Genomic DNA, 13,302 nt, shown 5'->3' with positions numbered 1-13,302 from the left:
AATTAAACCCATTTGTGACCTTGTCTTTCAACCAAAGCATTACTTTCTTCTGGCCCCCAACTTCCTGCTTTATAATTTGGGAATGAAGCATCTTTGCGACTTTGCCAAGTTTCTTGAATGGTTTTCATCACATCCCAAGCTTCTTCTACCTGATCCGAACGCATAAATAATGTCAAATCTCCTAAAAGTGCTTCCAATAGTAATGTTTCATAAGCTTCGGGACTATTTTCCTGACAAGCAAAATCATTAAAAACCATTTCTACAGGTTTCAATTCCAAAGAAAGTCCAGGTTTCTTCGACATAAATTGAAGTCTAATATCCATCGACGGCTGAATATTGATAATCAACCTATTGGCAGATAATTGAGACGGACCGTCAGAAAATGTAGAATGCGGAAGTTCTTTAAACTGAATCGTAATGTAAGAATGTTTTTCCTTCATTTTTTTACCCGTTCTAACATAGAAAGGCGTATTCTGCCATCTTTCATTGTCTAGATAGAATTTTATTGCTGCGAAAGTTTCTGTATTAGAATCACTCGCTACGCCTTCTTCTTCTCGATAAGCTTTAGCATCAACTCCATTGATTTTCCCTTTTCCGTATTGTCCTCTCACAGCATAATGGTCAACTTTTTCTGGTGTAATTCTTCGAATGGATTTTAGAACATCCACTTTTTTGTCTCTTATCTCGCTAGATTCCAAAGAGGCAGGTGCTTCCATAGAAACCATACAAAGGATTTGCAACAAATGATTCTGAATCATATCCCGAAGCGCTCCAGTCTGCTCATAGAAAGCCGCTCTAGTCTCTACTCCAACTTCTTCTGCAACAGTGATTTGAATAGATTCTATATGTCTATGATTCCACAAAGGTTCAAAAATCGAGTTTCCGAATCTGAATGCCAAAATATTCTGAACCGTTTCTTTCCCCAAATAATGGTCGATGCGATAGATTTGTTCTTCTTCAAAAGTTTGAGAAAGCAGATTATTAAGTTCAATTGCAGATGCTTTGTCGTGACCAAAAGGTTTCTCGATGATGATTCTGTCTTTTTTTGGATCAGAAGCAATAGAAGCATTCTTCATATGACCAGAAATAGCCGAGACAAAATTAGGTGCAATCGACAAATAGAAAAGTCTGTTTGCTCTTGTTTCATAAACTTTATCAAAATCTTCTAATTTCTGATTCAAAGCTTTATAAGAATTTACTTCATCTAACTGATGTCGGAAATAAACAATATGCGATTGGAAAGCTTCCCAATCTTCAGAAGTTACCTTTTTCCGAGAGAAGTTTTCAAGATTTTCTTTAATATAATTTCTGAAATTTTCATCATCATTCTCCGCTCTACCCAAAGCTATAATATTAAAATCTTTAGGCATTCTGTCATCTATAAACAAATTATAAAAAGCCGGAAATAATTTTCTTTTTGCTAAATCTCCTGTTGCCCCAAAAATAACAATTGTTGTTGGGGTCAAAGTTTCTTTTTCGCTCATTTTTTCCGAATTTTAATTATTTTTACTATTCCAAGAAGTGTGGAAAACGCCTTCTCTATCAACTCTTTGATACGTGTGCGCTCCGAAATAATCACGTTGTGCCTGAAGGAGATTCACAGGTAAAGATTCTGTAGTGTAAGCATCAAAATAGCCTAAAGCAGTTTGAATACCTAAACTCGGAATTCCATTCAAAACAGCATAAGAAGACGTTTTTCTTAATGAAGAAATTTTGTCTTTAACGATTTCAGAAACACCTTCATTTAATAAAATATTAGACAAATTCTCTTCCTTAGAATATGCCTGATAGAACTTCTCCAATAAAACTGAACGGATGATACATCCACCTCTCCAGATTTTCACAACGTCTTTTAATGGAATTTCAAACTGATATTCTTCGGAAGCTTTTACCAACAACGCTAAACCTTGAGCATAACTGATTAAAGTTGATAAATAAAGTGCATCACCAACTTCTTTGATGAATAATTCTGTATTTTCCGGCTTTGATATTTCTTCTTTAGAATATAATTGAGAAGCTTTAATTCTCTCTTCTTTATAAGATGATAAAATTCTTGAAGTCACCGCAATATCAATCGTTGGAATAGAAACTCCGATTTCCATAGCTTGTTCGGAAGTCCATTTTCCGGTTCCTTTAGCTCCGGCTTTATCTAGGATTTTATCAACAAGATAACCGTCTGTCAAATCATCTTTTTGTTTGAAAATATCTCTAGTGATTTCAATTAAGAATGAGTTCATTTCGCCTTCATTCCACGTTTTGAAAACTTCGTATAACTGATCATTATTAAGATTTGCTCCTTTTCTCAACAAGTCGTAAGCTTCAGTTATGAGTTGCATAATCGCATATTCGATTCCGTTGTGAACCATTTTTACGTAGTTTCCGGCAGAACCTTTTCCCATATAAGCGGTACAAGCTTCGCCATCAACTTTTGCAGAAATCGCTTCCAACATTGGTTGAAGCAGATTGAAAGCTTCCAAATCTCCTCCAGGCATAATACTTGGACCTCTTCTAGCACCTTGCTCACCACCGGAAACGCCCATTCCCATAAAATGTAGATTTTTCGATGCTAAATCGGCAACACGTCTATTGGTATCAGCGAAATAAGAATTACCTGCATCAATTACAATATCTCCTTTATCTAAAAGTGGCGTAATATTTCCTAAAACCGCATCAACAGGTTTTCCTGCGGGAACCATTAGAATTATTTTTCTCGGACTTTCCAATACAGATACAAATTCTTCCAAAGAAGCTGTTCCCAGAACAGTTGTTCCTTCGGTAGCACCATTGTGAAGTTCTTTTACTTTTTCTTCATCAAGGTCAAATCCCGCAACAGAAAAATTGTTGTCTGCTATATTATAAAGAAGATTTCTTCCCATTACTCCGAGGCCAATTACCCCGTAATTATATTTTTTCATTTTTAAATTAGATTAAATTCAAGGAATAAATTTACAGAAATGCAAGGCAGAAAAAAAATTATCTATATAATTGTTTTAATTCTTTCCATAGTTTTAATCCATAAATAAACTTTAAATCTTTAATTAATACGACTTTTAATTAATAATCTAAAACTGATAATTACATATACAAAATCGCAAACTATAATTTTCTTAAAGAATTAGAAAAGTAAAAACTAATTGACAACTTAAAATATAATTGCTAAAAAAACTATAGCCAAATTCGTACACAATAAAAAAGAGGCTATCTCAAAAGGACAGCCTCTTTCTTTTATATAATCAATGAATTATAATTCATAACTCATCATTAATAACTTATTACATATACGCTTCAATCGGCTCGCAGGTACAAACCAAATTTCTGTCGCCATAAGCTTCATCTACTCTTGCAACAGTTGCGAAGAACTTGTGCGTTCTCACCCATTCCAATGGATAAGCTGCTTTCTCTCTTCCGTAAGGTTTATCCCAATTGTCAGAGATTACCAATTGCTCTGTGTGAGGTGCATTTTTAAGAACGTTGTTTGTTGCATCTGCTTCTCCATTAGCGATTTCATCAATTTCTTTTTTGATATTGATTAAGGCTTCTGCAAAACGCTCGATTTCTTCTTTACTTTCAGATTCAGTTGGTTCAATCATCAATGTTCCGGCTACAGGGAAACTCACTGTTGGAGCATGGAAACCATAATCCATTAATCTTTTCGCCACATCAGCTACTTCAATTCCCAAAGATTTGAACTGACGGAAATCTACGATACATTCGTGTGCTACTCTACCATTCGCGTTGGCGTAAAGAATTGGGAAATGTTCTGCCAATAATTCTTTCAAATAATTAGCATTAAGGATTGCATATTCAGTAGCTTTTTTCAAACCGGAAGTTCCTAATAATTTGATATAAGCATAAGAGATATTAAGAATCAATCCGGAACCATAAGGTGCAGCAGAAATCCCTTCAATTGCATCTTTTGTTCCTACAGGGATATTAGCATTGGTTGGTAAGAATGGAACCAAATGTTCAGCCACACAGATTGGACCAACACCGGGACCACCGCCTCCGTGAGGAATGGCGAAAGTCTTGTGAAGATTAAGGTGACAAACATCTGCTCCGATATTTCCTGGACTTGTAAATCCAACCTGAGCATTCATATTCGCACCGTCCATATAGACTTGTCCGCCGTGTTCGTGGATTAGTTTGGTGATTTCTTTGATATTCGCATCGAAGAATCCGTAAGTAGATGGATAAGTAATCATCACACAAGACAAATTTTCAGAATGTTGTTCTGTCTTCGCTTTCAAATCCTCAAAATCGATTTCTCCATTTTCAAGATTCTTCACCACTACAATCTTCATTCCTGCCATTGCAGCAGAAGCCGGATTAGTTCCGTGTGCAGACTGCGGAATCAATACGATATTTCTATGACCCTCTCCTCTATTTTTGTGATATTCGCGGATAACCATTAGACCGGCATATTCTCCTTGCGCACCAGAATTTGGCTGCAATGATGTTCCTGCAAATCCTGTGATTTCAGCTAAATCTTTTTCAAGCTGTTTTATCATTTCTTGATAACCTCCTGCCTGTTCTGTTGGGATAAATGGATGGATACTACCCCATTCTGCCCAAGATAACGGAATCATCTGCGTTGCAGCATTCAGTTTCATTGTACAAGAACCCAAAGAAATCATCGAATGTGTCAAAGACAAATCTTTTCTTTCCAAACGCTTGATGTAACGCATCAATTCAGTTTCTGTATGGTATTTGTTGAAAACTTCTTCTTTAAGAATTTCATCCGTTCTCAACAATTCAGCCGGAATCGAATATTCTTCTTTAAGTGTCAGTTTATAACCTTGTTTAGCTTTGAATTGAGCAAAAGCTTCAACCAATCTATTTAGTTTTTCAACAGTCGTCGTTTCATTGATAGAAATACTTACAATCCCTTGAGAGAAATAATTAAGATTAATTTTCTGATCTCTCATCTTCATCCTCAAAGAAGTTTTCTCTTCCTCGTGAAGTCTGAACTTCACCGTATCGAAAACCGGCTCATCTACTATATCATAACCTAAAATTCTCAAAGCATCAGCTAAAGCATTAGTTTTATAATGAATTTGGTCAGCAATAAAATTAAGACCTTTTGGGCCGTGATAAACCGCGTACATCCCAGCCATTACAGCCAAAAGAACCTGTGCTGTACAGATATTCGACGTTGCTCTTTCTCTTTTGATATGCTGTTCTCTGGTTTGAAGAGCCATTCTCAATGCACGTTTCCCGTACATATCCTGAGAAACACCGATAATTCTTCCCGGAATATCTCTTTTATAATCGTCTTTACAAGCAAAAAATGCAGCGTGAGGACCTCCATATCCAATCGGAATACCGAATCTCTGAGTCGTTCCAACAGCACAATCTGCACCCATTGAAGCAGGAGATTTCAGTTTAACCAAAGACATCGGGTCACAAGCTACAACAACCTGCAAATCGAATCCTTTTACTGAAGTAATGAATTCTGTATAATCCAGAACGATTCCGTTTTTACCAGGATATTGCAACAATACACCATAATAAGAATCATTGAACTGATGTGTTGCGTGGTTACCTACAATAATATCAATTCCAAGACCTTCTGCTTTTGTTTTAAGAACAGAAATCGTTTGTGGTAAAACTAAGTCGGAAACAAAGAACTTAATTGCATTGTTTTTCTTTTGGTCTTTTGTTCTGTTATTGAAGAACATATGCATTGCTTCTGCAGCGGCAGTAGATTCATCCAAAAGTGAAGCATTTGCCATTGCAAAACCAGTCAGGTCACAAACCACAGTCTGGAAGTTAAGAAGTGCTTCCAATCTACCTTGAGCAATCTCTGCCTGATAAGGTGTGTAAGCCGTGTACCAGCTTGGATTTTCAAGAATATTTCTTTGAATTGGAGAAGGCAGAATCGTGTTGTTATACCCGAATCCGATGTAAGTATCAAAATCGACATTTTTAGATGCCAAATCTTTGGAATGAAGCAACATTTCGTACTCAGAAAGTGGTTCAGAAAGCTCCAAGTCTTTCTCTAATCTGATACTGTCCGGAATGGTTTGAGAAATGAGTTCATCGATACTATTAACCCCGATTTTGTTTAGCATTTCCGCTTTATCAGTTTCGTTGAGACTGATGTGACGGTTTACAAATTGCTGTGTGTTCATTATATACTTTAGAAAATTAGATTTTAATAAAATTGGTTTGTAAATTTAGTGAATTTTGTAAAAATAAAAAATCCCCATTTTCACAGAGATTTTATATTTGAACTTATTCGTGATGATACATTGAGTCGATAAGACTTTTGTATTTTTGGATCACAATGTTTCTTTTGATTTTAAGGGTCGGCGTGATTTCTCCGCTTTGAATTTCGAAATCAGCGGGCATCAAAACGAACTTTTTGATTTTCTCAAACCCAGGCAAATCCTTCTGAATGTCATCTATTAATTGATGATAAAAAGAAAGCACTTTTTCATTTTTCACGACTTCTACCCAATTGGTAAATGTAACACCCAAGCTTTTTATTTTCTCCAGCATCGATTCGAAATTAGGGACAATGATAGCCGTTACATAAGGTTTGTCTTCTGCCACCAACATTATCTGATTGATATAATTGTTATTCGAAAACATATTCTCAATCGGTTGTGGTGCGATATATTTTCCGTTGGAAGTTTTCATCAGGTCTTTGATTCTGTCAGTGATGACAAGGTTGCCTTCATCATCCATAAAGCCTGCATCACCCGTTTTCATCCAGCCATTTTCATCAAAAACTTTCGCTGTTTCTTCCGGTTTGTTATAATAACCTTTCATTAGACCGCTTCCTTTCACTAGGATTTCATCATTCTCACCAATTTTGATTTGAGAATCTCCTAATAATCTCCCTGCAGTTCCGTATTTATATTTTGTAAAAGGAAAAGCGGTGATTGTAGCTGTAGTTTCCGTCATCCCATAACCAACGGTGATGTGGATTCCCATTGCATCAAAAAACTGTGTCACTTCTGCTGAAATGGAAGCGCCTCCACAAGGCATAAACCAAAGTTTTCCACCTAGTTTTTTCTTTACTTTATTAAAAACTAAAGTATTCGCCAATTTATTTTTAATACTCAATTCGAAAGGAATACTTTGATTCAATCGTTTTTTCTCAGAAAATAAACTTCCGTTCTCAATCGCCCAACTGAATATCTTCTTTTTCAAATCAGAACCGGAATTGACCATTTCGTGTAGTCCAGCGTAGATTTTTTGATAGAATCTTGGAACAGAGCACATCACTGTTGGTTTCACTTCGGTCAATGCAGATGCAATCAGTTTTGGATTTTCCAAGAAACTGACTTTTGCTCCAAAATGTAAACAAAGCAATGTCCAGCTTCTCTCGAAAACGTGTGTCAAAGGTAAAAATGCCAATGAATGTTCATCTTCAAATCGCTTAAATTTGAAAAACTCCATATGCGCATCAAATGCGTTTAGAAAATTAGAATGTGTAATCATCACACCTTTTGGAACGCCAGTTGTTCCTGATGTGTAAATCAATGTAGCCAAATCATCTTCTGCTCTTTCAACAATTTCCAAATCTTCAGATGCAGACTCGATGAAAGTTTCTAAATAGGATGAATTCTCTTTTAACTTGATATATTTTTTAGTAATGATAATTTGCTTAATTGGTAAACCTTTATTCAAAAGATTTAAACAGACATTATATTGTTCCTGATTTCCTGCTAAAATAATTTCCGCTCCAGAATCTTTAATAATATATTCAACTTGGTCTTCACCGTTCGTCGAATAAACCGGAACCGTAACCGCGCCAATCGCCATAATTGCCAAATCAAAAATAATCCACTCAGCAGAATTATCGGCATAGATAGAGACTTTATCATTCTCTTTTACGCCATTTGCTCTAAGTGCATTCGCGGTTTTAAAGACTAATCTTTTGAGTTGATACCAGCCAAGCTCTTTCCATTCGTGGTCTTTTTTGAAACCTAAAGCTGGTTTTGTTGGATATAGGTTAACGTTTTTTTGAAGAAAACTAGTAACGTTGCTCATTAATGATAATTAAAGATGAAAGATAAAAGATATGAGATAATAGACTTACAATCATTCTGTTTTATTGATGAATATTATATTTTAATTTCATATCATTTATTTTTTTTTTGAGATTCCATATAATTTTTGAGATGGAAATCTATGCTTTCAGAAACCGGAATAAACTGGTAATTCAGGAATTCTGTAATTTTTTGATTAGAAACTTTGGAGTCGGTTCTTACCGTTTCGATGTTATTTTTACTCATCAATTTCAGAATCGGAAACAGCCATCCGAAAAGAAAAGAAATAATCGGTAAAACTTTGTAAATAAACTCAGGAACCAATTTCGCTTTTGGTTTTCCAAGCGCAGTTCTTACTTTATCAGAAACCAAACGGAATTTTTCGTTTTCGGAAATGATGATAAAGCGTTCTCCAAAAGCATTTTTATCTATCAATTCGACCGAGATTTTCGCAACATCTCTTACATCAACATAAGCCGTTCCACCAGGAAAAGTTCTGGAATGTGAGGATTTTTTGAATAAATCACCACTGCTATTTCCCCAATTTCCAGTTCCAATAATGACACCTGGATTGATGATAATGCTTGGTAAACCTTCGTAATGTGCGCGCCAAACTTCCATTTCGGAAAGGTGCTTGGAAATGGCATAAGAAGAATGTTCTAGTTTTTCATTAAAATCAGAGTTTTCATCCATCATCCCAGCTTCATTATAACCATCCAATACCGCAATAGAACTTACAAAAAGGAACTTTTTAACCTTGGTACTGTCTATAGCGTACAGCAGATTTTTGGTACCTTCTATATTGGTTTTAAAAAGTTCTTTATCGTCTCTGGGGTTGAAACTGACTTTTGCAGCACAATGGTACACCTCATCTACACCTTTCAGAGACTCCTGAAGAGACTCGATAGATTCGAAATCGGTGTCAATCCATTGGATTTTATCAAAATAAAAATCGGGCTGGTCTGTATAAAATTGGTAAGAATCTCTTACTTCTTTTAAGTTGCTGGACTTTCTTTTAGTCGCACGAACATCTTTGCCTTGTTTCAACAATTCGAGAGCGATAACTCTGCCTAAAATCCCTGTTGCACCTGTGACTAAAATCATATGTGCAAATATAGCGAAATTGTAGATTTATGAAATGATTTTTAATCACATAAAATAAGAAAAGCTGCATTATTTACCAATGCAGCTTTTGTATAAGAATTTCGGATAATTCTCTTGTTTTTATTTTTTATTTTGTTGTGCCAAAATAAGAGCTTCTATATCTCTCCAATCATAGATATGAAAAACTTTTCCGTTGCTCATTGCTACAAACATACCTTTAGGAAAATCTGGTCCAAAATTAACATTACTAACATCCGATCCATCACTTTCTTTAGTAGAAACTGGTATGATAGCAATCCTTTGGTATGTATTTTCATTAGTATCTCCTTCTCGTCTATAGACATTAAAAGTATTGGCTTGCTGATCTGAGACCAAAATATAACCTGTTTTCTCACCTGTTGGATAAATAGAAATCCCTTCGATATCTGATTTGAAATCATTGGTACCAAATAAAGCTAATTGTTCATTAGAAGCTGATGGATCTGCATTATATTTATGAATCCCGTATTGTTCATCAGAATAATATATTACTCCCAAAGCATCATCTACTGCAATAGATTCTATTTCTTTTTTACCTGAGTATTCGCCAAACTTACGAACGAGCTCTCCAATTACTTGTCCATTACCATTATCTTTCAGTAGATATTGATACAAATACGAGCCAGAAGGTCCTGTTTTTCTCCCAACAACTGCATAAATTTGTTGTGTTGCAGGGTTTTTATATAATGCAATACCCATTGGACTTTTTTGATCGCTATCTTCGAAAACAGAAATCCCTCCGTTATCTATTGGTTTTAGATCTGGCACCGAAAAAACACGTATTTTGTTAGTTTCGCGCTCTGTAAATACAGCGATATCCATTTTTTTACCACCTACTTCTAATCCATATTCTACATCAATGTTGTTGGGACGTTGTATTCCCAAGACTTTATTTACAATCTTACCTTTTAAATCGTAAACATAAATCCCTCCATTGGTTTCTTTGTCTGTACCTAAAATTAAACTTTTGGAGGCATCTTGTGGATTAATCCAAAATGCTGGATCATCTGTATCAAATTGAACTTTTTGTGTTTTATAAACTGGTTTAACCTTCATAGATGTACATTGTACCATCAAAAAAGAAACCGAAGCTATCAATAATATCTTTTTCATTAAAAATCGAATTTTAGTCCTACGTTGTATCTTGGTTTATAATATTCCATTTGCATTGTTCTGTTCTTTTCGCCTTGGTAATATCTTAATGGTTGGTTGGTAAGATTATTAGCTTCAACAAAGAATCTTATTTTTTCTGTGATGGCATAAGATACGTTAGCGTCTAAGAAGGTTTGTTTATCATAGTAACGGTCATCAAAAGCAACACCTCCAATCTCATCTAAATAAGAAGCTGTATAGTTAAGCGATACACGCGCGGAGAATCTTTTGTTTTCCCAAGATAAGGACGAGTTAAACATATGTGGTGCTGTTCCTGGCAACATAAGACCTTCTCTTTGTACATCATCTCCTGCAATACCTTTGGCTTTGGAATGTGTATAAGTATAATTGGCATAAATCCCAAAATGACTAAGAAAACCAGGTAGAAAATCTAGTTGTCTCTGCAAAGCAACTTCAAAACCATAAACGTCTACACTTTGTCCGTTTCTGGCTTGTGAAAATACGTAGGTGTTATCTGCTCCCAAATCATTAGCGAGATCAGGAAACTGTTGTGTAAACTTGTCTCTTGTAAAATTTTGATCGATGTAATTAAAGATAAATTTATTAATCTTTTTGTAAAAACCACCAACTGATACTAATCCCACTGATTTGAAATAGTACTCTCCCATTACATCGAAGTTATGAGCATAAGAAGCTTTCAAATCTGGATTACCTGCATTTATTTGTGCATCCTCTCCTGGTGTAATATTCACAAATGGAGACAAATTGTAATACCCTGGTCTTGCCAAAGAAGTTGTATAAGCAGCCCTAAGAACCATATCATCTGTTGGCGTATACTTGAAGGTAATGCTTGGTAAATAATTGGTGTAGCCGTTTTTGATTTTTCTCTCACCTTCTAACATTACATCATCATCTTCGGTTTTGGTGATATTACCAGTATACTCTGTGTGGGTATTTTCTAAACGAAGACCTGCTATGAAAGAAAAATTATCCGTAATATTTTGGTCCCAACGGATATATCCAGCATAGATTTGTTCTTTGGCTTTGTAATTTACCCCGAGATATTTTGCAGGATTACTTTCTGAAGAAAACATTCCTGTATTGTATAAATCCAAATTGCCTAATAATTGTTTTGATGCAAAATATCCTGGGATATACTTGCTATTTGGAGACCAATTTTTACCATCCCAATAGACTGGATTAATTTTATCCATAGTGGCTAAGCTAGTGTTGGCATCGGTTGGAGTATAGTCATTAAAACTGTTCTCTCTTTCTTTTTGTTTGATTCTTGTTTTTGCTCCAAATCTCAATCTGCCTTTTTGCTCTGATATGATATTAAGCGGAATTCTAAGATCTACTTTCCCCGTAATCTCATCTTCAAAAGTATGACCAAACTGCTCCGTAAGTGTTCGGAATTTAAAGGATTTGAGTGTAGGTTCTGTTGTTGGCGTTAGTAATGGTTCTTTCTCACTATCATAACCAGAAAGTGCTACTCCCTTTGACTGATAATCTATATAACGTTCATTAGGGCGGTCTTCGGACGCTCGTGAATAACCTCCAGACCAATTTAATTGTAGCTGAGAACCCAACAAATGCTCACCATTGATAAAATAGTTTTGCATAATCTGGCGTTCTAGCCTTGCCGCTTTACTTTTATCAGTATCTATACCACCTTTGGTTTGTGCTCTAAGATCAGCTTTGTAACCAGTAATAAGACTTTCATCTGTTTTGTCGTAGATAGGTGTAACTTTATTAAATCTCAGTCTATATCTATTTTCCCAATCGTCTCGCCAGTTATAAACAGCACCAGCTTTGATGATATTTTTATCATTAATTTTAAAATCAAAATTAGCCCCTAAACTTTTACGCTCTCTTCTTACATCATATTTGCGAATATCCATCTCTCTGATGTAAGCATTACCAAATTTATCTTGCGCCCAAACACCTTCTACATTATCAGACCCATAATCTTGATTATTATAAGAACCGTTGAAAACAAACCCAAATTTTTTACCAAAATAACGGTTACCATACATAAAAGCTGTATTACTAGATACTTTATCTCTAATAGGATTATAACCACCAGCAGCAGTAAGAGATATTCTTTCTTTGTTAGGTGCAGTTCTTGTGATGAGATTTACGGAGCCTCCAATGGCGTCTGCATCCATATCTGGCGTTAAGGTTTTGTTAACTTCGATAAGTTGAATCATATCGGAAGGAATTAGATCCATCTGAACTCGTCTATTATCACCTTCTGCTGACGGAATTCTGTTTCCATTGAGAGTAACTGAGTTAAGTTCTGGAGCCAAACCTCTAATAATAATATCTCTAGCTTCACCTTGGTCATTTTGCATCGTAATCCCAGGTACTCGTTTTAAAGCATCTCCGATATTAGAATCCGGAAATTTCCCTACCTGATCAGACGAAACAATATTGGTGATATTAGAATTATTTTTCTGCGTATTTAGGGCTCTAGCTTGGTTTTGTCTGCTAATACCAAGAAGCCGAACCTCTTTTATTGTAGTTGACTTATTTTTATCAAACAAAACATCTACGCTAGTATTATTCTCGGATTTCACAACTACTGTTGATTGCTGACTGCCATAACCAATATAATCTACGGTTAGCGTATAGGTTCCTTCTGGAACATTAAGGAAGACATAATCGCCTGTAGCATCAGATATTGTGTAATAATTACCAGGTGTTAAAGTTAGTTTTGCACCAGGCAAAGGAATTTGGTTATTATCATTAATAATCCCAGAGATACTACCTTTTTGCGCAAACACAAAAACTGTTGCACAAAAAAGTACAGTTGTAATAAGCTTTTTCATTTAGATTTATTTGCGGACAAAAATAAGATTGCGCTCTTCTAAACTTATTAATACAACTTAAATCATATAATAATTCTATTAAAACTAAATATCAATAGGATTTAATAAATAATTTTTATGTATATCCGTTTTTAATCATACTGCTGTAATATTAGCAATAATGAGCCTTTCGAATAGTTTGTCTCCGAAATATCTTCGATTTAGTTTGTAAATAA

General features: G+C 35.2%; 7 protein-coding genes. All 7 read right to left on the bottom strand.

Going from position 1 to position 13,302, the window contains the following annotated elements:
- Positions 1-2 precede the first annotated feature (2 nt).
- Complete coding sequence (zwf, locus tag DRF58_RS05350; protein WP_116033647.1) at positions 3-1,484, bottom strand: glucose-6-phosphate dehydrogenase; 1,482 nt, start codon at positions 1,482-1,484, stop codon at positions 3-5.
- Between the two features lie 12 nt (positions 1,485-1,496).
- Complete coding sequence (gndA, locus tag DRF58_RS05345; RefSeq protein WP_116033646.1) at positions 1,497-2,915, bottom strand: NADP-dependent phosphogluconate dehydrogenase; 1,419 nt, start codon at positions 2,913-2,915, stop codon at positions 1,497-1,499.
- A 357-nt stretch (positions 2,916-3,272) separates the two neighbouring features.
- Positions 3,273-6,131: an aminomethyl-transferring glycine dehydrogenase gene (gcvP, locus tag DRF58_RS05340; protein ID WP_116033644.1), complete on the bottom strand. Its 2,859-nt coding sequence runs from the start codon at positions 6,129-6,131 to the stop codon at positions 3,273-3,275.
- A 103-nt stretch (positions 6,132-6,234) separates the two neighbouring features.
- On the bottom strand, positions 6,235-8,001 hold the full coding sequence (locus DRF58_RS05335) for an AMP-dependent synthetase/ligase (protein ID WP_116033642.1): 1,767 nt from the start codon (positions 7,999-8,001) through the stop codon (positions 6,235-6,237).
- 92 nt (positions 8,002-8,093) lie between these two features.
- Entirely contained in the window at positions 8,094-9,104 is a 1,011-nt protein-coding gene (locus DRF58_RS05330; protein WP_116033641.1) for an NAD-dependent epimerase/dehydratase family protein, read from the bottom strand.
- A gap of 120 nt (positions 9,105-9,224) precedes the next feature.
- On the bottom strand, positions 9,225-10,256 hold the full coding sequence (locus DRF58_RS05325; protein WP_116033639.1) for a phytase: 1,032 nt from the start codon (positions 10,254-10,256) through the stop codon (positions 9,225-9,227).
- Positions 10,256-13,087 carry a TonB-dependent receptor gene (locus tag DRF58_RS05320; protein ID WP_116033637.1) on the bottom strand — a complete coding sequence of 944 codons (2,832 nt, stop codon included), beginning with the start codon at positions 13,085-13,087 and terminating at the stop codon, positions 10,256-10,258. Before DRF58_RS05320 ends, DRF58_RS05325 begins: the two co-directional genes overlap by 1 nt.
- Between the last annotated feature and the right edge of the window lie 215 nt (positions 13,088-13,302).

Source organism: Epilithonimonas hispanica (assembly GCF_003385395.1).
GTDB lineage: Bacteria > Bacteroidota > Bacteroidia > Flavobacteriales > Weeksellaceae > Epilithonimonas > Epilithonimonas hispanica.
The sequence above is the reverse complement of the archived record's forward strand: the minus strand, read 5'-3'. Positions and strand labels throughout refer to the sequence as shown.